This is a genomic window from Arthrobacter melezitosi (assembly GCF_054511055.1).
In genome coordinates, this window is sequence record NZ_JBTNDJ010000007.1 from 140,218 (window position 1) to 162,983 (window position 22,766).

21 protein-coding genes are annotated in these 22,766 nt (G+C 69.7%); 17 read left to right on the top strand and 4 right to left on the bottom strand.

The genetic code is table 11. The features are described from left to right. Positions 1-37: 37 nt before the first annotated feature. Positions 38-1,033: an N-acetylglucosamine kinase gene (locus ACX80W_RS10060; RefSeq protein ID WP_459282833.1), complete on the top strand. Its 996-nt coding sequence runs from the start codon at positions 38-40 to the stop codon at positions 1,031-1,033. After that, positions 1,030-3,885: an FAD-binding and (Fe-S)-binding domain-containing protein gene (locus tag ACX80W_RS10065; protein ID WP_459282835.1), complete on the top strand. Its 2,856-nt coding sequence runs from the start codon at positions 1,030-1,032 to the stop codon at positions 3,883-3,885. Before ACX80W_RS10060 ends, ACX80W_RS10065 begins: the two co-directional genes overlap by 4 nt. 41 nt (positions 3,886-3,926) lie before the next feature. Here the strand turns inward: ACX80W_RS10065 and ACX80W_RS10070 are convergent, their stop codons facing one another. Then, positions 3,927-4,937, bottom strand: coding sequence for an ABC transporter substrate-binding protein (locus tag ACX80W_RS10070; RefSeq protein WP_459282837.1), 1,011 nt, complete (start codon positions 4,935-4,937; stop codon positions 3,927-3,929). A gap of 126 nt (positions 4,938-5,063) precedes the next feature. Here ACX80W_RS10070 and ACX80W_RS10075 point away from each other — a divergent pair, with 126 nt between their 5' ends. The 4 genes from ACX80W_RS10075 to ACX80W_RS10090 are packed head-to-tail and all read left to right on the top strand — an operon-like array spanning position 5,064 to position 8,467. Then, positions 5,064-6,125 carry a FecCD family ABC transporter permease gene (locus ACX80W_RS10075; protein WP_459282839.1) on the top strand — a complete coding sequence of 354 codons (1,062 nt, stop codon included), beginning with the start codon at positions 5,064-5,066 and terminating at the stop codon, positions 6,123-6,125. Beyond that, positions 6,122-7,213, top strand: a complete 1,092-nt coding sequence (locus ACX80W_RS10080) for a FecCD family ABC transporter permease (RefSeq protein ID WP_459282840.1) — start codon at positions 6,122-6,124, stop codon at positions 7,211-7,213. The genes ACX80W_RS10075 and ACX80W_RS10080 overlap by 4 nt, the downstream gene beginning before the upstream one ends. Further along, positions 7,210-8,046 (top strand): ABC transporter ATP-binding protein, encoded by an 837-nt coding sequence (locus ACX80W_RS10085; protein ID WP_459282842.1) that lies wholly within the window; start codon positions 7,210-7,212, stop codon positions 8,044-8,046. Before ACX80W_RS10080 ends, ACX80W_RS10085 begins: the two co-directional genes overlap by 4 nt. Continuing rightward, positions 8,006-8,467: a nucleoside kinase gene (locus ACX80W_RS10090; protein ID WP_459282844.1), complete on the top strand. Its 462-nt coding sequence runs from the start codon at positions 8,006-8,008 to the stop codon at positions 8,465-8,467. Before ACX80W_RS10085 ends, ACX80W_RS10090 begins: the two co-directional genes overlap by 41 nt. 111 nt (positions 8,468-8,578) lie before the next feature. Here ACX80W_RS10090 and ACX80W_RS10095 read toward each other — a convergent pair whose 3' ends face one another. After that, positions 8,579-9,979, bottom strand: coding sequence for a hypothetical protein (locus tag ACX80W_RS10095; RefSeq protein ID WP_459282846.1), 1,401 nt, complete (start codon positions 9,977-9,979; stop codon positions 8,579-8,581). A 171-nt stretch (positions 9,980-10,150) separates the two neighbouring features. On the opposite strand from ACX80W_RS10095, the gene ACX80W_RS10100 reads away from it, so the two are divergent. The 3 genes from ACX80W_RS10100 to ACX80W_RS10110 all read left to right on the top strand — a co-directional run bounded on the left by ACX80W_RS10100 (position 10,151) and on the right by ACX80W_RS10110 (position 12,889). After that, positions 10,151-11,203 (top strand): AAA family ATPase, encoded by a 1,053-nt coding sequence (locus tag ACX80W_RS10100; RefSeq protein ID WP_459282847.1) that lies wholly within the window; start codon positions 10,151-10,153, stop codon positions 11,201-11,203. A 123-nt stretch (positions 11,204-11,326) separates the two neighbouring features. Further along, the gene (locus ACX80W_RS10105) at positions 11,327-12,193 is read left to right on the top strand and encodes a GyrI-like domain-containing protein (RefSeq protein ID WP_459282848.1); all 867 of its coding nucleotides are present in this window, start codon (positions 11,327-11,329) and stop codon (positions 12,191-12,193) included. Between the two features lie 117 nt (positions 12,194-12,310). Continuing rightward, complete coding sequence (locus tag ACX80W_RS10110; protein ID WP_459282849.1) at positions 12,311-12,889, top strand: dihydrofolate reductase family protein; 579 nt, start codon at positions 12,311-12,313, stop codon at positions 12,887-12,889. A 121-nt stretch (positions 12,890-13,010) separates the two neighbouring features. Here the strand turns inward: ACX80W_RS10110 and ACX80W_RS10115 are convergent, their stop codons facing one another. Continuing rightward, on the bottom strand, positions 13,011-14,081 hold the full coding sequence (locus ACX80W_RS10115) for an alkene reductase (RefSeq protein ID WP_459282851.1): 1,071 nt from the start codon (positions 14,079-14,081) through the stop codon (positions 13,011-13,013). 323 nt (positions 14,082-14,404) lie between these two features. Between ACX80W_RS10115 and ACX80W_RS10120 the strand changes: the two genes are divergently transcribed. The 6 genes from ACX80W_RS10120 (at position 14,405) to ACX80W_RS10145 (ending at position 19,342) form a co-directional block, all read left to right on the top strand. Beyond that, the gene (locus ACX80W_RS10120; RefSeq protein WP_459282853.1) at positions 14,405-14,989 is read left to right on the top strand and encodes a hypothetical protein; all 585 of its coding nucleotides are present in this window, start codon (positions 14,405-14,407) and stop codon (positions 14,987-14,989) included. A 78-nt stretch (positions 14,990-15,067) separates the two neighbouring features. Further along, positions 15,068-15,856 (top strand): 5-oxoprolinase subunit PxpA, encoded by a 789-nt coding sequence (pxpA, locus tag ACX80W_RS10125; protein ID WP_459282855.1) that lies wholly within the window; start codon positions 15,068-15,070, stop codon positions 15,854-15,856. Between the two features lie 31 nt (positions 15,857-15,887). After that, positions 15,888-16,127 (top strand): acetyl-CoA carboxylase, encoded by a 240-nt coding sequence (locus ACX80W_RS10130; protein WP_459282857.1) that lies wholly within the window; start codon positions 15,888-15,890, stop codon positions 16,125-16,127. Beyond that, entirely contained in the window at positions 16,124-17,482 is a 1,359-nt protein-coding gene (locus ACX80W_RS10135; RefSeq protein ID WP_459282859.1) for an acetyl-CoA carboxylase biotin carboxylase subunit, read from the top strand. The genes ACX80W_RS10130 and ACX80W_RS10135 overlap by 4 nt, the downstream gene beginning before the upstream one ends. Then, on the top strand, positions 17,479-18,381 hold the full coding sequence (locus ACX80W_RS10140; RefSeq protein WP_459282861.1) for a 5-oxoprolinase subunit B family protein: 903 nt from the start codon (positions 17,479-17,481) through the stop codon (positions 18,379-18,381). Before ACX80W_RS10135 ends, ACX80W_RS10140 begins: the two co-directional genes overlap by 4 nt. Beyond that, on the top strand, positions 18,371-19,342 hold the full coding sequence (locus ACX80W_RS10145; protein WP_459282863.1) for a 5-oxoprolinase subunit C family protein: 972 nt from the start codon (positions 18,371-18,373) through the stop codon (positions 19,340-19,342). Before ACX80W_RS10140 ends, ACX80W_RS10145 begins: the two co-directional genes overlap by 11 nt. Before the next feature lie 30 nt (positions 19,343-19,372). On the opposite strand, the gene ACX80W_RS10150 is transcribed toward ACX80W_RS10145, so the two are convergent. Then, positions 19,373-20,431, bottom strand: a complete 1,059-nt coding sequence (locus tag ACX80W_RS10150) for a LacI family DNA-binding transcriptional regulator (protein WP_459282865.1) — start codon at positions 20,429-20,431, stop codon at positions 19,373-19,375. A gap of 392 nt (positions 20,432-20,823) precedes the next feature. Between ACX80W_RS10150 and ACX80W_RS10155 the strand changes: the two genes are divergently transcribed. Together ACX80W_RS10155 and ACX80W_RS10160 are read left to right on the top strand one after the other, a co-directional pair. Then, entirely contained in the window at positions 20,824-21,876 is a 1,053-nt protein-coding gene (locus tag ACX80W_RS10155; RefSeq protein ID WP_459282867.1) for an asparaginase, read from the top strand. A gap of 3 nt (positions 21,877-21,879) precedes the next feature. Next, a complete protein-coding gene (locus tag ACX80W_RS10160) occupies positions 21,880-22,764 on the top strand; it encodes a polysaccharide deacetylase family protein (protein WP_459282868.1) in 885 nt (294 codons plus the stop codon). Positions 22,765-22,766: the final 2 nt, after the last annotated feature.

Below are 22,766 nucleotides of genomic sequence, written 5' to 3' on the forward strand. Positions count from 1 at the left end.
CAGCCCCGAACACCGGCCACCACCCGGGAGCCCGTCCATGCCGTCCGCTGAGCGCCCCGCGGGGATTTGCGGCATCGATATCGGCGGCACCGGTTGCCGGGTCGCCGTAACTCCCGCCGCCGGACCCCTCGATCCCTCCTCAATCTTCACCGGCACCGGTGTGCGCATCGGCGGGTCGGGCCTCGACGTCGAGGAGTTGATGCTCACCCTTGAGCCGCTCGTCGCCGCGGCCCGGGACGCCGCCGGAGTCCGGAGCATCGACACCCTTGTCCTGGGTGCGGCCAGCCTCGTCACCCTGCTGCGCAGCGCCGGCGGGGTCCACGCCGAACTCGGCGCACGGTTCGGGGCGCGCACCACGGTCCTCGCCTCCGACGTGGTCACCTCGCACCTCGGCGCCCTCTCGGCACAGCCGGGGGTCGTCGTCGCGGCGGGGACCGGGGCCGTGGCCCTCGGCACCGACCACGCCGGGCTGTGGCAGCGGGTCGACGGCTGGGGCCACCTCCTCGGCGACGCCGGCAGCGGCGCCTGGATCGGCGCCCGCGGCCTCGATGCCGCCTACCGCAGCTATGACGGTCGGGTTGGCGGTTCGGCCGGCCTGTTGGAGCGCCTGCACGAGCGGTTCGGCGCCCCCGAGGACCTCGTCCGCAGCGTCTACACCCGACAGGACCGCGCGGCGGTCCTCGCCTCCTTCGTGCCCGATGTCGCCGACGCCGCCACGCAGGGATGCGCCGTCGCCCTCGGCATCTTCCGCTCGGCCGGCCGGGAGCTTGCCCGCACCGCCACCGCCGCGCTTCTCGACGGCCTGCCGCCGCGGATCCGCTGGGTCGGTGGGCTCTTCGAGGCCTCAACGGAACTCCTCGAGGAGTTCAGCCAGGAACTCCACCGCGGGCACATGGACCTCGACCTCGCCGCGGGCAAGGGGACCTCGCTCGAGGGCGCCCTGCGCCTCGGTGCCGCAGTCTCGTCCGGCGCCGGGCCGCAGCCGCGGGAGGGATTCCTGTCGATCCAGCACCACCCGGGCCGCGCGGCGTGATTTCCGCCCTGCGCGCCGTCGTCGCCGATGCCGCTAGGGTCAGTGAGCGGGCCCTGGACCGGCACGCGAACGCCCACGATGCCTCCCACTTCCTCCTGGTTCCGCAGGCGGTGGCAACCCCGGTCGACGCCGCCGAGGTCGGGGCCCTGCTGCGTGCCTCGGCCGCCCAGGGGCTCCCCCTCACCCTGCGCTCGGGCGGCACGAGCCTCAGCGGCCAGGCCGTCACCGACGGCGTGCTCGTCGATGTACGGAAGCACTTCCGGGGCATGGAGGTGCTCGACGGCGGTGCCCGCGTGCGCGTGGAACCCGGCGTCACCGTCCGGGCGCTCAACACCCGGCTGGCCCGGTACGGGCGCAAGTTCGGGCCCGACCCCGCCAGCGAGTCAGCGTGCACCATCGGCGGCGTGGTGGCGAACAACTCCTCGGGCATGCACTGCGGCACCGCCGACAACGCCTACCAAACCCTCGAGTCGGTGACGGTGGTGCTGCCGAGCGGCACAGTGATCGACACCGGCGCGCCCGACGCCGACGAGCGCCTGCGCGCCCTCGAGCCGGCCCTGCACGAGGGCCTGCTGCGGCTCGCCCGCCGGGTGCGCTCCAACCCCGCCTCGGTGCGCATCATCAGCGAGCAGTTCTCCCGCAAGAACACCATGGGCTACGGGCTCAACTCCCTGCTCGACTTCGATACCCCTGCGCAGCTGCTGGCGCACCTGATCGTGGGCAGCGAAGGCACCCTCGGCTTCGTCGCCGAGGCCGTGTTCCGCACCGTCCCGGTCCGGCCGCACACTACCACCGGGCTGCTGGTCTTCGAGGACCTGGAGGCCGCCAACTCCGCGCTGCCGGCGCTCGTCGACTCCGGCGCCGCCACCGCCGAACTGATGGACGCCCTGTCGCTCAAGGTGGGCCAGGGCCTCCGCGGCACCCCCGCCGTCGTGCGGGACCTCACCGTCCGCGACCACGCGGCGCTGCTCGTCGAATACTCCGCAGACACCCCCGACGAACTGGCGGAGGCAGAGGCGGCCGGCACGGCGGCGCTGACGCCGTTGGGCCTGAGCGCCCCCGCCGCCTTCAGCACCGACGCCGCCGCCCGCGCCGAACTGTGGCGCCTGCGCAAGGGCCTCTACGCCTCGGTGGCCGGGGCCCGCCCGCAGGGAACGACGGCGCTGCTCGAGGACGTCGTCGTCCCCGTCCCAGCCCTGGCGCGCACCTGCACCGAACTCACGAAGCTGTTCGGCACCTACGGGTACCCCGACAGCGTCATCTTCGGTCACGCCAAGGACGGCAATCTCCACTTCATGCTCACCGACGGGTTCGCCTCCGCGGCGGAGCTGAAGCGGTACGCGGCGTTCACCGAGGACCTCGTCGACCTGGTGCTCGGCGAGGGCGGTTCGCTGAAGGCCGAGCACGGCACCGGCCGCGTCATGGCACCCTTCGTGCGCCGCCAGTACGGCGACGAACTGTACGACGTGATGCGGGAGATCAAGGCGCTGTTCGATCCGGCCGGGATGCTGAACCCCGGTGTGATCCTCAACGAGGACCCGAAGGCGCACCTGCGCCACCTCAAGGCCGTCCCCGCGGTGGCCGAGGAGGTGGACCGCTGCGTCTCCTGCGGCTACTGCGAGCCCGCGTGCCCCAGCAAGGACCTCACGCTGACGCCCCGGCAGCGCATCGTCACCCTGCGCGCCATCGAACAGGCACGGCTCGACGGCGATACCGCCCTGGTCGCCGCGCTGGAGAAGGACTACGACTACGAATCGGTGCAGACCTGCGCCGTGGACGGCATGTGCCAGACGGCGTGTCCCGTCGACATTAACACCGGGTCGCTCGTGAAGCGGCTCCGGCGCGAGAACGCCTCCCACCTCGCCGGGCGCATCGGGACCGCCGCAGCGGGTTCCTGGGCGGGCGTCACCCGCGGGGCCGGCGCCGCCCTGAGCCTCACCGCGAAGCTCCCCTCCCCCGTCGTGCGGGGCCCGAACACCCTGGCGCGGGCCCTGCTGGGCGCGGACACCGTGCCGCTGCACTCCCCCGAGCTGCCCGGGGGCGGTACCCGGCGGCACCGCCCGGCGCCGGTGGGTCCGGCGGACGCGGTGTACTTCCCGGCGTGCGTCGGGACCATCTTTGGACCAGCAGGGTTCGGGCCGGCCTCACCGGGCGGGAACCCCTCGCCCGGGGTCCAAATGAGCTTTGAGGAGCTCTGTGCGCGGGCGGGGCTGACCCTGCTGGTGCCGCCGGGCATCGACGGGCTGTGCTGCGGCACGCCCTGGTCCTCGAAGGGACTCGCCGACGGCCAGGAGGCCATGGCGGCACGCACCCTCGCGGCGCTGCGCGAGGCGACCGGCGACGGCGAGCTTCCGGTGGTGTGCGACGCGTCGTCGTGCACCGAGGGGCTGCTGGCCGTGATTGCCGCAGAGCTCCCGGCACCCGGGCGGCGTCCGCTGCGGGTCGTCGACGCCGTCGAGTTCGCCGCCGAGCGGATCCTGCCGGTGCTCGGGCCGTACGAAAAGCGGGACTCCCTGGCCCTGCACCCCACCTGCTCCTCGACCCGGCTGGGGCTGAACCCGGCGCTCGAGGCCGTGGCGCGGGCCGTGGCCGCCGAGGTCTCGGTCCCGGAGAACTGGGGGTGCTGTGCCTTTGCCGGCGACCGCGGCATGCTGCACCCGGAGCTGACGGCGTCGGCCACAGCCCGGCAGGCCGCCGAGATCGTGGAGCTGGACGCCGGCGCCCACGCCTCGTGCAACCGGACGTGTGAGCTCGGCATGACCCGGGCGACGGGCGAGCAGTACCAGCACGTGCTGGAGCTCCTGGCGGAGGTATCCCGGCCCGTGGAAACGGGCCGCGGGCCGGGACGCTGACGCCGTCGTCGACTCCGGCTTCGGCGTCGACCACTGTGCGGCTACGGCAGGCGCGGGTCCACGCCGTAGTGCTTGGCGAGGTCGGTGATCACGGCGTGGGCGCCCTGGATGCTGACCGAGGACAGGAAGGTGGCGTCGTCGACGAGCAGGACGTCGCCCTCCAGCCGCTCCCACAGCGGGTTCGCCTCGAACTTCTCCTGCTGGGCACGGGCGGCGTCGCCCTCGGGACCCGCGGGCCGGAAGGCACTGACCATGATGAGGCCGGCGTCGGCTTCAAGGATCTGCTCGGCGGACAGCGGGACGAACACTGACTCGGTGGTGTCGGGGCTGCCGACCGGGCGCGGAATGCCCATGTCGGCCATGATTTCGCCGATGAACGAGTCGGAGGAGTAAAGGCGCGCCGTGTCTTCACCGGCGAAGCGGAGGAGGGAGTACGTGGCGTCGGGGTCCTTGGCTCGAATGTCGGCGCCCACGGCCTTGGCCCGGTCCTCGTAGGAAGCGATGAGTTCCTCGGCCTTGGCCTTCTTGTCCAGCGCCTCACCGAGGAGGACGATGTTCTCCTTCCAGGTCGGCCCGGTGCTCTCCGAGAAGATCGTGGGGGCGATCTTGGACAGCTGCGGGTAGAGCGCCTCATGGCGGACCTTCGCCGAGATGATCAGGTCCGGTTCAAGCTCAAGGATTTTCTCCAGGTTGGGTTCGGCGAGGGTGCCCACATTCACCGAATCCTTCGTGGCCTCCTCGACGTCCCCGAGGTACGGAGCGAAGGGGTCCTTCGGGTCCTCGCGGTACTGGACGTACCCGGCGACGTCGGCTCCGAGCAGCAGGGCGGCGTCAAGGTAGCTCGGGTCGAGGGTGACGACCTTCTCGGGGCGCTCCTCAAGCGTCGTGGAACCCAGCGCGTGCTCAAGGGTCAGCGGATAGGCGCCGGCGCCCTCGGAGGCCGAAGGCTTGGAGCCCATATCGCCGGCGGCCGGGCCGCCGCAGCCGGCGGTGCCGAGCAGGGCGAGGCCTGCCGCAACTGTCCAGAACCTTCGGGAAATGCTGATCTTCACAGGAACTACTTTCGCTTCGGAACGGCGCACCTCCGAGGATGCGTCATGGTTAGGTAAGGCTTGCCTTTGACCCGACGTAGACTGTAGCAGGAGTGAAACAGGACACCTATGTGATTGAGGGCTGGAGTGAAGACGAGTAACGCCGATCCCGGCGCCGGGATGGTGCCAGGGGGTGCCCGGACCGACGGTGCGGTGGCTCATTCCTTCCCCGGGGTGCCGCTGGCAGTTGGGGTCCTCGTCCTGGTGGCAGCCGGAGTGCTCAGCTTGTGCATCGGCAGCCAGCCCTCCTCTCCGGCGCAGGCCTGGCATGCCGTCTTCACTCCGACCGGGTCGGCAATCGACGTGACCATCCGGGAACTGCGCTGGCCACGCACCGTAATGGCGGCCGCCGCCGGCGCGTGCCTTGGGCTGGCGGGAACGCTGGTGCAGGGACACACCCGCAACCCCATTGCGGACCCCGGGCTGCTGGGCATCAACCAGGGTGCCGCACTGGCGATCGTTACCGCCATTGCTGTGTCCGGAACCGTTGCGCCGCTGGACCAGGCGCTGCTCGCCTTCACCGGAGCACTGCTGGCCAGCGCCGTGGTGTTCCTCATCGGATCGGCGAGCCGGCATGGCGCCACTCCGGTCACCCTCGTGCTCGCCGGCGCCGCCGTGACGGCGCTGTGCTCGGGCCTTGTCTCCGCCATCGTGCTGCTCGATGAGGCCGCGCTGGACACGCTCCGCTTCTGGCAGGTCGGCTCCCTCGCCGGCGACACCGACGCCCTCCCCGTGCTGGTGCCGTTCCTGCTCGCCGGGTTCGTCCTGGCCGCCGCGAACATCCGGGCCCTGAACACGCTCGCCCTCGGGGAGGACAGCGCCACCTCCCTGGGCGTTTCCCTCCGCACCGCACGCCTCACCGGCATCGCCGCCGTGACCCTGCTGGCCGGATCGGCCGTCACCCTGGCCGGGCCCATCGCCTTCGCCGGGCTGCTCGTGCCGCACTGCGCCCGGGCCCTCGTCGGCGCGGACCACCGCTGGCTGATGCTCGCGTCACCGGTCCTCGGAGCCGCCCTGCTTCTGCTGGCCGACACCGCCGGGCGGGTCATCGCCCGGCCGGGGGAACTCTCGGTGGGGGTTGTGCTCGCCGTCGTTGGCGCACCGTTCTTCGTCTACCTTGCGCGGCGCCGCCGGCTGGTGACCCTGTGAGCGCCGCCGGACCGGCGCCCGGTTCGCGCATCGGGTCCCTCCGGGCACTGCGCGCCGGCCCCGTCTCCGTGCTCGTGGCACCCCGACCCCTGGCTGTTGCGGGAATCCTCGTTGTCGCCGTCGCAGGCTTCTTCGCCCTGCATGTGGCTTTCGGCGGCACGGCGCTCGCCTACCCGGAGGTGCTGGGTGCCCTGCTGGGGAACACCGCCGACCCCCGCACCCACCTCGCCGTCACCGAGTTCCGGGCACCCCGGGCGGTGGCCGCCGTGCTCGTCGGGGCGTGCCTGGGGGCGGCCGGAGCCCTCACACAGACGGTGGCGCGCAACCCGCTGGCCAGCCCGGATGTCCTCGGAGTCACCTCCGGGGCCTCGCTGGGCGCCGTCACCGTCCTTGTTCTTGGCGGGGGCGGCTATGCCGGACTGAGCGGCCCCGCGGCGGGCGTCGGCCTGCCCACCGCGGCGTTCGCCGCCGGGCTGGCCAGCGGTGCCGCGGTCTACCTGCTCGCCTACCGCAAGGGCATCGACAGTTTCCGCCTGGTGCTGGTGGGCCTCGGGATCTCCGGCTTCACCGCAAGCCTCACCACCTGGATCCTGACCCTGGGGGACGTGACGAGCGCGGCCCAGGCGCTGACCTGGCTCACCGGGTCGCTCAACGGCAAGGACTGGACGCTGGTGCGTCCGATGGCCGGAGCGGCCGGCGTCCTGCTGCTGGCCGCCGTGTTCTGCCGGCGGTGGCTCCTGCTGACAAGCCTCGGGGAGGACACCGCGGCCGGGCTGGGAGCCCGGATCGGACCGATCCGGCTCACAGTGCTGACCATCGCCGTACTGCTGGCCGCGACGGCGACGGTCGTCGCCGGCCCCTTGGCCTTCGTGGCGCTGGCCAGTCCGCAGGTCGGCAGGATCCTGGCGGGATCCGCGCTCCCACCGGTCGTCGTCTCGGCTCTGACCGGCGCCGCGTTCGTCCTGGTGGCGGACACCGTCTCCGCCAACGCCCTGGCCGCCCCGCTGCCCGTCGGCGTTGCCACGGCGGTCCTCGGCGCCCCGTTCCTGATCTACCTGGTCCTCACGTCCCAGCGGAGGCTGACATGACATCCCGCCCCGGTACGCATCCCGCCGTTCGCCCGAGTGCCCGCCTGCGCGCGGAGAATCTAAGCCTCGGCTACGGCGGGGCCGACATCCTCTCCGGGCTCTCCCTTGCGGTTCCCGACGGCAGGGTCACCTCGATCATCGGCGCCAACGGGTGCGGAAAGTCGACGCTGCTGCGCGGGCTCGGGCGGCTGCTTCCGCCGCGCGGGGGCCAGGTGACGCTCGACGGCGTGCCGCTCAGTTCCCAGTCCACCCGGCATGTGGCGACCCAGCTCAGCATCCTGCCGCAGACGCCCGTTGCGCCGTCCGGGCTCACCGTCGCCGAACTGGTGTCGAGGGGAAGGCACCCGCGGCAGAAGTGGTACCAGCAGTTCTCGGTGCCCGACCAGGCCGTTGTCACTGACGCCCTGCACGCCACCGGCATCCTCGACCTCGCCGATACCCGGCTCGAGGAGCTCTCCGGCGGCCAGCGGCAGCGGGCATGGATCTCGATGACCCTGGCCCAGGAGACGGGCATCCTCCTGCTCGACGAGCCGACGACCTACCTCGACCTTGCGCACCAGGTCGAGGTCCTGGAACTGATCCGCCGCCTGAACCGGGAGCACGGCCGCACGATCGTCATGGTCCTTCACGACATTTCGCTGGCGGCCCGGTACTCGGATTCCATGGTCGCCATGAAGGACGGCGCCATCGTTGCTGAAGGAACCCCGGAGGAGGTGGTCACGGCGCAGCGGCTGCAGGAGGTGTTCGGACTGGCCGCCCACGTCACCACGGAACCCACTGAGGGACGTCCCCATGTCATTCCGCTCGGCGCGGCTCCAGCCGCTGTGGGATAGGGATTCCGCCATCCATGGCGACCGCGAACTGGCCTACCAGGGCGATCCCGAGACTGGGAGACCGGTGGAGGGCTCTGCGCACGAGCACCACATCTGGCGTGTGGACGAAGTGGAGAGGCTGGTCGCCGACCGGGAGGAGACCGTGACGTTCTTCTGCGGTGGCCCACGCAACTTCCCGAAGTTTCTCGATCTCTTCGATGGCGTTTTCGTCCTCGAAGTCGATTCGGACACCTTGAATCGGCGACTGGACGAGCGACCCGACGAGGAGTGGGGCGGCGGGAAGCCGGTGAAGCGGGAGCGGATCCTGCAATGGCACGCGACAAAGGAAGGCGTGCCGGAGACCGGCGTCATCATCGCCGCGACCGCACCGGTTGAGCGCGTCGTGGACGGGATTCTTCGCGCCATAGCGGCAGATAGGTAGCGCGCCTCACCGTATCCGGATACCGCAGTGGGACGAACCCGGCAGCAACCACCGCCTGGACGCATTCCGGTTCAAGGACAAGCCCCACGCCCTGTCGCCGGAGTCAAGCCGCTAGCTGCTTCTCGCCGAGTCCGCCGTGGCCCCGCCCGAACGCGTGATTTCGGTGCTCCTGGTGAGGTTGATCGTGCTCGAAAGCGTGCCGCTCATTTCAGCGCTCCCCGCCACGATGCCTGCTGCAACGATTTGCGACGTGTCCCGCTTGATCAACCTGTAGCTCAGTGCGACAGAGCCGGCGATGTAGATGGGGTCTTTCATTGCCAGCGGGCGATCGTTGATGAGCTGGGCGGCAGAACCGCCGGCCGGCCGAATGACGAGGATGAATTGCATGTCGCTGTCGCGAATAAGTTCGGTCGCCATCGCAGCCGCGAGCGGGCTGATCTTCGCGCCGGCGGGTACTGTGTCGAGAGCCGCGAGAGCGTCCTGGCCGGCCTTCATCACTATCGCCGCTGCTGCCAGCCACCCCGCATCCTGCTCAATCTCGGGTTTGTTCCTTTCGCGCGCGACGTCAACCTGAAGCGTAATGGTCGCTGCCTCAAGCGCATCGCGCTCCTTCTGGATATCTGTGTCCCCGGTAAGGAAGCGCGTATCGTCGAATTTCAGGAAGTCGCCTCCCTCGGCCGCGGCGAGCGCTCCTGCTACCGCCGTGACGGCCTGTTCTTCTTCAATGGTGATCGCCTTGCCTGTCAGCGTGCGGTTCACCGCGAAGAGTTCCACGAGTCCTGGAATCAACTTGGCCACCGCGGTCGCTGCACCGACCAGTGCTGGCCCAGCAAAATTCATTCGCGTCTCCTCCCGAGGTCGGGGGAACTCCGACACCGCGGACGTCAGCGACCTCAAGCGCGATGACAGGCTGCGCAGGTGTGCGTCCCGGCTGAGCAGATCAGGGTCGGAGGTGATGAAGATGCGATAAGCGTTGGTGTCAGTGCGCTTCACCACTTTCATCACCTTGCTGGCCGCGCTTGCCAGAGCGTTCGTTGTCAGCAAGGTTGAGTACAAGACATCATCCGGTGCGGTGGTCTTGCCGCGCTCGATGCCTTTTAGGTCCGGCGTGGCGCTTCCGACGGCGGCCTGCAGCTTCGAAAGGTTGTCGAGTCGAGTCGCCTCGGCTGCCAACTCCGCGGCGCGTTTCCTGCCGTCCGCGCCGAGTTTCCACTCCTCGAACTCCGCATATGCCTTCGCATCAGCGACCTTCGCCGCGGACTCGTCATGCGCGGCCTTCCGGGCTGCCGACTCCGCGGCTTCTCTCTCGGCCTTCGCTTTGGCCGCAGCATCTCCATCCAATGTTGACATGGCAATCCCTCTCTCTGAGGCCCCCATCCAGCGGTGAAACGGCACTGCCAACGGTTCAAACGCGGAATAATCGCGACGCCGCTCGGTGGAAATCCCCCCGTTTTTGACGAGCCGATTGTCCGCCCGCACAGAGGTGCAACACAACGGGGTGTCAACTTCCATTTTTGGCTTGCATGGGAAGTGATAAACGCTTCCAACGCCACCGGACTTCGCCGGCACCCCTCAAACTGATACCTCGCGAGAATCGGGAACCTCGGTGAAGATTGGGAACTAGAGTGGGCCAAGCACGCGGGTCCTCACCCCGCGGCCGATCAACCGCCCCAGGAGAAACGCATGGCTGCCAGCCGCAACCCGCTCGACGACCTGCGCGAGACCCTCGGCCATCTGGCCGAGCAGCTCAAGCTGCCCGGCGGGGAGCGGGTCGATGACCGGGTAGGAGACCTCTTCAGTCCGCGCCCCGGCCCGGCCCGGCCGCTCTCCGAGGTGCAGGCCGAGCTCGACGCGCTGGTCGGGCTTGAGACGGTGAAGGAACAGGTGCGGGCGCTCGTCGCCCTGCTCCAGGTCCAGGCCCGCCGCAAGGCCCACGGCCTGCCCGAAGTCGCAACCTCACAGCACCTTGTGTTCCTGGGAAACCCGGGCACCGGCAAGACCACCGTGGCGCGCCTCCTGGCCGAGATGTACCGCGCGGTCGGCCTGCTGCAGAAGGGGCACCTCGTCGAGGTCGACCGGTCGGGCCTTGTGGGACAGTACGTGGGTGAGACCGCCCTCAAGACGGACCGGGTGATCCGGCGGGCGCTCGACGGCGTGCTGTTCATCGACGAGGCCTACGCCCTGGCTCCAGAGGATCACCGGATGGACTTCGGGCCCGAGGCGATCGAGGTCCTGCTCAAGCGGATGGAGGATCACCGCCACCGCCTTGTGGTGATCGTGGCCGGCTATCCCCGGCTGATGGAGTCGTTCCTGCTGTCCAACCCCGGCCTGCGCTCCCGGTTTGCCCGGGAAATCACCTTTCCCGACTACTCGGTCGACGCGCTCGAGGCGATCTTCCGCCAGATGCTCCTCCAGCACGAGTACATGCTTGAGGGAGGTGCGGACTCGATACTGCGGCGCATCCTCGCCAATCTCCACGCCGGCGAGGACTCAGGCAACGCCCGTTTTGCCCGCACGCTGTTCGAACAGGCGCTCAACCGCCAGGCGCTGAGGCTCTCCCTCGACGAAGACCGCAGCCTCGACGCGCTCAACCGCGACGACGTTATGACCCTCACTACCGACGATCTCGTCGAGGCGGCGCGCGCCCTGGGCGAGGAACCGGCACCGGAACATGTGCCTGCGCCTGCGTCCGGACCGTCGCGGTGGTGGCGCTGGCTGGTCGGGTCGGATCAGTGACCTCCCCCGGCCGCCGCTGAACGGGTGCGTCCGGCCCGCCAAAAGCTACGCGACTCCATCGGACCGCGATAGTCGGGTGCGCGCTCGCTCTGCTTGGCAGGCTTGACGCTGAAGGGGGAAGCCGTGATCGCAGCTCTCAACCAACTCGTCGGATTCGTCGAGGACCATCTCGCCGGGGACATCGACATCGCCTCCCTGGCGGGCAGTCTCGGCACGACGGAATACCACCTCCGCCGGATGTTCTCGTCGCTTGCGGGAATGCCGTTGTCCGAGTACGTCCGACGACGCCGCATGGCCGTCGCCGCTGCGGAGGTCATCGGAGACGGCGACCTGTTGGGGATTGCGGTGCGCTACGGGTACGGCTCCACCGAGGCATTCAACCGTGCCTTTCGGGCGGTGCATGGCGTCGGCCCTGGCGAGGTGCGCCGTAACGGTGGCCCCCTTCGGACACAACCGAAGCTCAGGTTCCGCCTGACCGTAGAAGGGAACGCACCCATGGACACCCGCATCACACATCGTCCGGCTTTCCGGCTCGCCGGCCATTCGGCCCGTGTGCCGCTCATCCACACCGGCGCCAATCCCGCCATCGAGGCCCATATCGCTTCACTGCCCGCCGCCGAGCACCTCCGCCTCAAGGCTCTGAGCAGCACCGAGCCGGCGGGACTGCTCCAAGTGAGTGCCGACGTGGACCCTGATTACACCGAGGGCAGCGAGCTGACCTATCTCCACGGCGTCGCCGTCGATGAAACCACTCCAGTGCCCGCAGACCTCAACGTTATCGACGTGCCGGCCGGCGCCTGGGCCGTCTTCCGCTCCGCTGGACCGTACCCGGCGGCCCTGCAGGAAACGTGGGCGGCGACCGCCACCGACTGGTTCCCCTCTAACCCCTGGCGGTTACGGCCCGGCCCCTCGATCGTGGCCCTGATCGAGCGCGCCGCCGACTTCAGCACCGCAACGTCCGAGTTATGGCTGCCCGTTGAGCGCGCCTAGCCACCGCGGCGCCGATTGTCGCGGGTTTCGACCAACGGGTGTAACGTCGCGGCCACCCGCTCCGCCACCCACAAGGACGGTGCGGCAGGCGCCCATTCCCAATCGAAAGGAAGCAGCATGACCGCCACCTATACCTGGGACGTGTTTTCAAGCCTCGACGGCTACGCTGCCGCGGGCGGCGATTGGACGGGCTACTGGGGCAAGCAGGGTCCCGAACTGCTCGACCGCCGCCTCGCGTTATTCGATCAGCAGCAACGGATGGTCTTCGGAGCCACCACGTTCCGGGACTTCGTGCAGATGCTTGCGTCGAGCACCGGCGAATCCGAGGTGCGGGACCCGTGGGTGACCCGGATGGTGAACATGCCGGCAACAGTGGTCTCGACGACGCTGCAGGAACCCCTCGACTGGCCGGACGCCAGGGTGGTGAGCGGGGACGCCGTCGACGTCGTCGCCCGCCTTCGGGAGGAATCGGAGGTGCCGTTGCGCTCGCACGGCAGCCTCTCGATGAACCGCGCGCTGATGGCGGCCGGCCTGGTGGACTTCCTCCAGGTGACGCTCTTTCCGGTCATCACGGGCCGGACCGGCTTGAACCCGGTCTTCCAGGGGGCGGCTGACTTCGACCTGGACCTCGTGGAGCATCGGACCCTCGACGGGCGGACCCAGGAACTCCTTTACCGGCCCACCCTGCACGCCTGAGCATCCGCGACCCGCCGGTCGATTCAGGCGCGCCGGCGGTTTCCCCCGAACGAGGCGAGGGGTGGAGCCGGTTTGAGCCGCTCCACCCCTCGGGTGTTCTGCCTGCGCCGGAGTGCCGGCCTTACTTGCCGGCAGGCTCCAGGACGGGATAGTCGGTGTAGCCTTCGGCGCCGCCGCCGTAGAAGGTCGACGGGTCACCCTCGTTGAACTCGGCGCCGGTCTTCAGGCGCTCGACGACGTCGGGATTGGCCAGCGCCCACGTCCCGATCGGGGCGAGATCGGCAAGTCCTGCCTCGACGTCGGTGGCCACATCCTCACGGGCCCGACCGGGACGGTGCACCATCAGGGTGTTCGGCCAGGCCGCCCGGATGTCGCGCAGCAGCTCCTCGTCGCCGGTCTGCACCAGGTGGACATAGGCCAGGTCGAGCTTGGCCAGTTCCCCGATGAGATAGCGGTAGAGCTGCCCCGATTCGGGGCCCTCCTCGAGGCCCCCGAGGGTCAGGCCCGGGGAGAGGCGGATGCCGGTGCGCTGCGCGCCGATCTCCTCGGCGATGGCGCGGGCAACCTCGAGGGCGAAGCGGGCCCGGTTCTCGATGGAGCCGCCGTACTCATCGGTGCGCTCGTTGGCGTTGGGGGCGAAGAACTGCTGCAGCAGGTACCCGTTGGCGCCGTGGATCTCGACCCCGTCGGCACCGGCCCGGATTGCGGCGGCGGCCGCGGTGCGGAAGTCCTGGACTGCAGCCTTGATCTCATCGGTGGTCAGGGCCCGCGGGGTGGGAATGTCCTGGGGGCCGGTGGCCGTGTACATCGTCTCGCCCGGGGCGATGGCCGAGGGGGCCACCGGGGTGCGGTGGTGCGGGGTGTTGTCCGGATGCGACATCCGCCCGACGTGCATCAGCTGAATGAACAGGGCACCGCCGGCGTCGTGGACAGCCGAGGTCACCGCCTTCCAGCCCTCGACGTGCGCATCGGTGTAGATGCCCGGGCTGAGCATATAGCCCTGGCCGTCATCGGAGGGCTGCGTGGCTTCGGTGATGAGCAGCCCCAGCGAAGCGCGCTGGGCGTAGTACTCGGCGGCGAGTTCCCCGGGAGTGCCGTCGGCGTTGGCCCGGCTGCGGGTCATGGGCGCCAAGGCCAGGCGGTGGTTGAGCTCGATGTTGCCGACGGTGGTGGAGTCCCAAAGGGTCGTCAAAGTTCTGTTCCGATCTGTGGTGGTCGAGGCGCTTTCCGGGCGGCGGTGCGACTGCTGCGGCGGTGAAGCCCGTGAACGTTGCGGCCGGTGCGTCGGCAGCGGCGCGTATAGCGACGGGAGCACAGGTGTTTATTCCGCGGACAGGAGAACCTTCCGGGACAGGTGGCCCCCTGCGCAGCCACCGGTCCCGGAAAGCGGAGCCGCCGGCGCGGAGCGCGGTGTTGAATTTCACAGCCGAACCATGCGCCTCCCGCGGCCGGTCACCTGGTCGCGCAGCAGGAATATCTGATGTAAAAATCGGCAAAATGCCCGAAGATGAGGCCATGGCTGAAAGTGCAGATTCCCGCGGACAGAGCCCAGCGGACGGCGTCCGGTTCAGCGAGCGGCTCTCCGGATGGCTTGAACTGCCCCACCGCCAGGCCGCGGTCCGCCTGGAGCTGCGGGCCACGATGGACGGCTGGGAGGCGTTCCGCACCGACCCGCACCACCGGCTGAACGTCGAGGGGACGGTGGACATCGACGGCTTCGCCAGCGGCCGGCCGGTCACCGGCACGGTGGCCCTGTTTCCCGACGACGCCGGTGCCGCCGTCGGATACTCGCTCACCTTCTCCACCGACGACGGTGTCGAACTGCACCTGAACGGCGCGAAAGCCCAGCGCCCGGGCAATCCGCGCGCGCTCTGGTACGACTTCACCACGACACGCTTCGAGCTGACCTCCGCCGACGGCGATGTCCTGCGGGGCCTTCTCCGCACCCCGACCCCGCAGGCCCTGCGGTCCCTCGCCTCGCTCCGGGCCACCGCGGGTTCGGTCCCGCTGCGCCTCGGAACCCTCGCCCGGTTCGCCCTCCACTTCAGCGCCGGAGCCGTTCGGGGGCTGCTCGCCGACCGTCCGGCGGCCCGGCGCTGAAAACAGCACACCCCCGCCGATTTTTCAAAGGGCCGCACCCCCTGTCACGGGGTGGAATACGGGTTTAGCGTTGAGCGCATGACTGATGCATCCACCGGCGTCACTCAGACCCCGACGCCTACAATCAACTCCGACATGGGTGAATCGCTCGGCCTTCACTCCTTCGGCAACGACCTGCCCCTGATGGAGCTTGTCGACTCCATCAACGTCGCCTGCGGTTTCCATTCGGGCGACCCGGATGCGATGGCGGACACCGTCTCCGCCGCCGCCTGCCGGGACCTGGGGATCGGCGCGCACCCAGGTCTCCCCGACCTCGTCGGCTTCGGCCGGCGGGAGATGAAGCTGACACCCAACGAGGTGGAGCACCTGATGCTCTACCAGGTGGGGGCGCTTTCGTCCTTCCTGCTCCGGGAGGGGGTCGAACTCCACCACATCAAACCGCACGGATCGCTCTACGGCATGCTCGCCCGGGACCACCATCTGATGCAGGCCGCTGGGAAGGTCGCCGCCCTCTACGGGGTGCCCTTCTACGGCCTGGCGGGAACCCAGCACCAGGTGGTGTGCGAAAGCCTCGGCATCGAATTCGTCGGCGAGCTCTACGTCGACCTCAACTACGGCCCCGAGGGCCAGCTGCTCATTCAGCGCCGGCCCGAACTCACCGACCCGGCGAAGGCCGCCGCGCGCGTCCGCCGGGTGCTCGACGACGGCCTGGTCGAAGCCTCGGACGGCACGCTCCTGCGCATCGACTTCTCGAGTATCTGCGTCCACTCCGATGCCCCCAACTCGCCGGAGGTCGCCGCCGCCGTGCGCGAAGTGCTCTCCACCGCCGGCCGCCCCACGGACTCCGCGGAGCCGGCCACCGCCTGAACCAACCCAACCCCGCCTGGAAGGACTCCCCATGGCCGACATTCTTTCCCCGCTCCCCGGCATCTTCTACCGGAAGCCCGCCCCGGACAAGGAGCCCTTCGCCACCGAGGGGGACCGCATCGAGGCCGGCCAGGCCATCGGCATGGTCGAAATCATGAAGCAGTTCTCCGAAATCCGCAGCGAGGTCAGCGGCACCCTTGAACGCTTCGCCGTCGAGGACGCCGGCGCGGTGAACCCCGGAGACGTGATTGCGGTGGTGGCGGAGCAATGACCCTCAAGAAGCTGCTCGTCGCCAACCGCGGCGAAATCGCCGTGCGGATCCTCCGCACCGCCCACGAACTTGGCCTGCGAACAGTGCTTGCCGCCAGCGAGCCCGATGCGAACTCCTACGCCGCCGAACTCGCCGACGAGGTCGAGGTGATCGGCCCCGCGGCGGCGGCCCGGAGCTACCTCAACACCGAGGCCGTCCTCGGCGCCGCGACGGCGACCGGGTGCGACGGCGTCCACCCGGGCTACGGTTTCCTCTCCGAGAATGCCGGTTTCGCCCGCGCGGTCGCCGACGCCGGACTCACCTGGGTGGGCCCGGCCGCCGACGCCATCGAGCTGATGGGCGACAAGTCCCGGGCCCGGCAGGCCGCCCGCGACGCGGGCGTCCCCACCCTCCGCGGCAGCGACGCCCTGACCCCGGTCGACGACGCCGCCGCGATCGCCGCGGAGGTGGGGTTCCCGCTCGTCGTGAAGGCCTCGGCCGGAGGAGGCGGCCGGGGCATCCGCCTCGTGACCGACCCTGCGGAGCTGAAATCGACGGTGGAGATGGCCCAGGCGGAGGCCCAGGGCGCCTTCGGCGACCCGGCCGTGTACCTCGAGCAGTTCGTCTCCAACGCCCGTCACGTCGAGGTGCAGATCCTGGGCGACGGCGAGAACGTCATCCACCTAGGCGACCGCGACTGCTCGCTGCAGCGGCGCCAGCAGAAGGTCGTCGAGGAGGCCCCGGCACCGATGCTGCCCGAGGCGGTGCGCACGAAGATCCTCGAATCCTCAACCGAGCTTGGACGGAAGTGTCACTACCGCGGCCTTGGCACCATCGAGTTCCTCTACGACCCGGTGTCGCACGAGGCGGCCTTCATCGAAATGAACACCCGGCTGCAGGTCGAACACCCGGTGACCGAGATGATCACCGGCTTCGACCTGGTGCGCGAGCAGATCCTCGTGGCCCGCGACGGCGTGCTCCGCCTCTCCCAGAAGGACGTCACCTTCACCGGGCATGCCTTCGAGTTCCGGATCAATGCCGAGGATCCCGCGAGCAACTTCCTCCCAAGCCCCGGCACCCTTTCCCGCCTCGATTGGCCCGGCGGCCCCGGCATCCGGATCGACTCCGGGGTGGTCACCGGCTCAGTCGTCGCCCCGTTCTACGACTCGCTCCTGGCGAAGCTCATCGTGTGGGACGCGCGCCGCGAAGACACGATCGCCCGGTCCCTGCGGGCCCTGGGCGAGGTGCGCATCGAGGGTGTGAAGACCACCCTTCCCCTGCTGCAGGCGGTGCTCTCCCGCAGCGAGGTGCGCGACGTCGTGCACTCCACCAAGTTCATCGAATCGACGCCCGACCTCCTGGGAGTGCCCTCATGACCGACACAGCGGTCCAGCGGACCGACGCCCGCTACACCTGGGGCGGCGACGAGTTCCTGTTCGTTGAGATCGCCGAGGCGATGAGCCTTGCGGCGAATTACAAGGCGAACGCGATGGCGGCCCTCCTCACGGCGCGCGGGCTCTCCGGCGTCACCGACATCTGCCCCGCGAACGCCTCGCTGCTGCTCCGGTTCAACCCCGACGTCTTCCCTCCGGACCGGCTCGAGGCGGAAGTCCGCAGGGTCGAGGACGAGGTGGCGCACTCAAGCCACCAGACGCTCGACACCCGCATTATCGAGGTGCCGGTCTGGTACGACGACCCGTACACCCGCGAGACCGGCGCCCGGTTCCGCAAGGGGCACCAGCGCCCTGAGGGGACGGACCTCGACTTCGCCGCCGAGGAGAACGGGCTCGCCTCCCCCGCCGAGTTCATCCGGCGCCACCACGAGTCGCCGTGGCTTGTCTCGATGGTCGGATTCGTCGCGGGGCTGCCGTTCATGTTCCAGATCGTGCCGCAGAAGGACCAGCTCGAGGTGCCCAAATACCTGAGCCCGCGCACCGACACCCCGGCACTGACGGTGGGCCACGGCGGCTGCTTCGCCTGCATCTACTCGGTGCGGGGCGCCGGCGGCTACCAGATGTTCGGCATCGCCGCGGCGCCGATCTTCGACCCCGCCCAGCGCCTCGCCGACTTCCGGGACTTTATGATCTTCTTCCGCCCGGGCGACATCGTGAAGTTCCGCCCGGTCGAAGAGGCCGAGTACCGGGAGATCCAGGCGCAGGTCGACGCCGGCACCTACACCTACCGCCAGGTGCCGGTGGTCTTCGACCTCCAGCGGGCCCTCGACGACCCGGCCGCCTACAATCAAGACCTCCTGGAGCAGCTCCATGGCCATTAAGATCCTCGAACCAGGGCTCGCGACGACGGTGCAGGACCAGGGCCGGCCCGGCTACTACAACGTCGGCATCCCGCAGGGCGGTGCCATGGACTCGCTGTCGGCCGAGATGGCCAACGCCCTGGCCCGCAACACCGCCGTCGAGGCGGTCCTCGAATGCACCTACCTCGGTCCGAAGTTCACCACCGACGCCGACGCCGTAATCGCCGTCGCCGGCGCCCCGGTCGAGGTGAAGGTCAACGGCGAGCCGCGCCCCCAGTGGTCCCGCCTCGAACTGTCAGCGGGCGATGAGGTGTCCTTCGGAATGCTGCGCGGGGGAACCCGCTACTACGTCGCGGTCCGCGGCGGGATCGACGTCCCGGTGGTCCTCGGCAGCCGCTCCACCTATACGCTCGGGGCCGTGGGCGGCTTCGAGGGGAGGGCACTTCGGGCGGAGGACGTACTGCCCGTCGGGGCGGCACCTGGTGCCGGGGCCGACGGCGGCGGGAGGACGGAGCTCGAGGAGGCGCTGCGGCCGTCCTTCGATAAGGAGGTGACCGTGCGGGTGCTGCCCGGCCTCTACGACCACCGGCTCACCGAGGAGGGGCTCGAAACCCTCCTGAGCGCGACCTGGACCCTGACCCCGGTCGCCGACCGCACAGGGCTGAGGTACTCCGGGCCCGACATCGCCTGGAAGCCGCGTACCCAACCGTTCGGGGCGGGCTCCGACCCCTCGAACATCGTTGACGCCGGCTATGCGGTGGGCTCCATCCAGATCCCGGGCGGCAAGGAGCCCATCGTGCTGCACCGCGACGCCGTCTCCGGCGGTGGCTATGCGATGGTCGCCACGGTGATCAGTGCCGACATGGACCTGCTGGCGCGGAGCTCACCGGGCACGAAGACCTCCTTCCGGGCTGTCACCCTCGAGGAGGCGCTGGCGGCGCGGGCGGAGGGCAGGGAAGCCCGCTCCCGGCTCTGGGGCTGACCTGCGTCCGATCCCCCCAGCCGGCCGGGCCTAGCCGACGAGGGCGTCCCGGGCGGCCGCGGTGGCGGAACTGCTCTCCCGGATGAAGAGCTCGGGCGTCAGGCGCAGCGACTCGACCTGCTCGCCTGCGATGACCCGGCGCAGCAGCTCGACGGCCCGGCGTCCGATCTCGAGCATCGGCGAGCGTACCGAGGACAGCGGGATGGGGAGCTGGGCTGCGAGTGAGGTGTCGTTGAAGCCGACGACGGCGATGTCCTGCCCCACGGTGAACCCGTGGGAGCGGAGGGCGCCCATGGCGCCGATCGCGGCGAAGTCGTTCACCGCGAAGACGGCGGTCGGGGTCCTTCCCCCGCGGGTCAGGAGCGTCTCGGCGGCCTGCCGGCCGCCTTCGGTGTCGAAGCGGGACCAGACGATGTCGGCGTCCGGCAGGGTCCCGCCCAGCTCGAGCCACCGCTCGCGGAAGCCGGAGGTGCGGTCGAGGGCCGTGCTCGCGTAGGGTTCACCGGCGATCACCGCAACCGACCGGTGGCCGGTGGTCCAGAGATGGTCCGCGACAAGCTCACCGCCGCGAACGTCGTCGCACGTGGAGGATGGGAACCCCGGGTACCTGCGGTTCATCAGCACGAAGGGGATGTGCCGGCCCTGGAGTTCGTGGACGAGTTCGCTGCCGGCGTGGATATCGCCGAGGATCAGGCCGTCCACCCGGCGTGCGAGCATGATCTCGGCCTTGCGTCGCTGCTCGACCTGGTTGTCGTGGGAGTTCATCACGAAGGTCGAGTAGTGTGCCTCGGCGGCGGCCTCCTCGACCCCCTCGTACATGGTGGCGAGCACGAGGTCGGAGAGGCGGGGCACGATCACCCCGAGGGCCTTTGTCCGGCGGGTGCGCAGGCTCGTGGCGCCGGGGTCCGGCGAGTAGCCGCGTTCCCGGGCCAGCTTGCGGACCCGCTCGGCCGTCGCCGAGGACGCCGCCCCCCGGGCGATCTCCGAGGTCGAGTGAAGCACGCGCGACACCGTCGAGGGGTGGATCCCCAGCTCGGCCGCCAGGTCCTTGAGCGTTATCGGTTGCCGGCCTGTTCCCTCTGCGCGCATGCTGCTTCTCCCCCCGGTAGGTCCGATGTTTCAAGCTGAATTGCCGAAGACATTTTTGATTGACGAGACCCACGTCACATTTTAGTGTAATTGCCACGCAACCCAAACGATTGGGTAGCCGTGGAACGCGGCCGGCGCCCCTACCCGGGGACCGCTCAGTTCCCGGCCCCCACCGCCGTTCCGCGCGAGGTCAGCGCCCTCAAGCCCCCACCCCCGGCCGCCGGTCTCCGGACCGCCGCACCACCGGCGATTGCGCAACAGCAGGTCGCCGCCCCCAGACTTTGCCGCCAGGACACTGCCACCAGGCCACCGCGAACGATTCCGCCACCCGGATCACCGCACTCAGCGCACCCGATTCCTGAATCCCCTCTCCCGGAACCCCGGAGGTGAAAATGGGTACCTCGAACTCCCCCTATGTGGCGTTGCTCGCCACCGGGGGCACCATCGCTTCGCGTAGTTCGGCACCCGGCAGCGGCGCCCTGGCCGCCGACACCGGGGACGCCCTGCTTGCCAGCGCCGGTGACAGCGCGGTCCCCGTCCGGGTGGTTGACGTCATGACGAAGGGCTCCTACCTGCTGACCTTCGCCGACCTGCTCACGATCTGCACGGCCATCCGCGACGCCCTTGCGGACCCGGCGGTCCTTGGCGTCGTGGTCACCCACGGAACCGACACCACCGAGGAAACGGCTTATCTCGCCCAACTTGTCCACGACGACCAGCGCGCCGTCGTCTTCACCGGGGCCCAGCACACCGCCGACCACGACCACCCGGACGGCCCGGGCAACCTGCGTGCAGCCCTCTCGATCGCCGCGGCCCCCACCGCCGTCGGACAGGGCGTGCTCGTGGCCTTCGCCGGGACCATCCACCGGGCGGCCGGCGTACGGAAGGTCCAGACCGTCGACGCCCGGGCCTTCGGCACCCCGGACACCGATCCGGCGGGCACCGTCACCGACGCCTGGCTGGTCGACCTGCGGCCCGCCCCGCCCGTCTACGAACCGCTGCCCCTCCCGGCGTTGGGGGCGCCCCCGGTGCGGGTCGACGTCGTCGCCTCCCACCCCGACGCCGACGGAACGCTCCTGCGGGCGGCCCTCGCGGCAGGCGCCCGGGGCATCGTGCTCCAGGGAACGGGCAACGGCAATGCGAATCCAGCGCTCTGCGCCGCAGTGGCGGAAGCGGCGGCGGCCGGCGTCGTCGTCGTGGTCAGCACCCGCGTGCACGCCGGGCCGGTCATGCAGGTCTACGGCGCCGGCGGCGGCAGGGACCTCCACGAGGCCGGCGCCATCCCGTCGGGGCTGCTGCGCCCGTCGCAGGCCCGGATCCTCCTCCAACTGCTCCTCACCCTCGGAATGCCGCCACCGCGGATCGCCGAGCAGTTCGCCCGGCGCGGAACCCTTCTGCCCCATGCAGCTGTCCGTCCACCGTTATCCACCCCGTCGAAAGGCTGATCCATGACCAAGAACATCCAACTCGCGTTCGGCGTGGACGTCGACGCCGTCGCCGGCATGCTCGGATCCTACGGAGGGGAGGACTCGCCCTGCGACATCTCCCGCGGCCTCTTCAGCGGTGAAGTGGGCGGACCGCGGCTTGTGCGCCTCTTTGAGAAGCACGGCCTTCCATCGACCTGGTTCATCCCGGGCCACTCGCTTGAGACGTTCCCCGAGCTCACCCAGATGGTGGTCGACGCAGGCTCCGAGATCGGCGTCCACGGCTATTCGCACGAGAACCCGATTGCCATGACCCGCGAGCAGGAGACGGCGATCCTCGACCGCTCGATCGAGCTCATCGAAAAGGTCTCGGGGCGCCGGCCCACCGGCTACGTCGCCCCCTGGTGGGAATTCTCGCCGGTTACCAATGAGATCCTGCTGGACCGGGGCATCAAGTACGACCACTCACTGATGCACAACGACTTCGAGCCCTACTACATCCGCGTCGGCGACAGCTGGAAGAAGATCGACTACTCCCAGCCCGCCGAGACCTGGATGGAACCCCTGAAGCGCGGGGAGGAGACGGACCTCGTCGAAATCCCCGCCAACTGGTACCTGGACGACCTGCCTCCAATGATGTTCATCAAGGCCGCCCCCAACTCCCACGGGTTCGTCAACCCCCGCCACCTCGAGGAGATGTGGCGCGACCAGTTCGACTGGGTCTACGCCGAGATGGACCAGGCGGTCTTCACCATGACGATCCACCCCGACGTCTCGGGCCGCCCGCAGGTCCTGCTCATGCTCGAGCGCCTCATCCAACACATCAACTCCCACGAAGGTGTCAGCTGGCACACCTTCGACGAAATCGCCGACTCATTCCTCGCCCGGAGCCCCCGAAAGGAAAGCTAGAA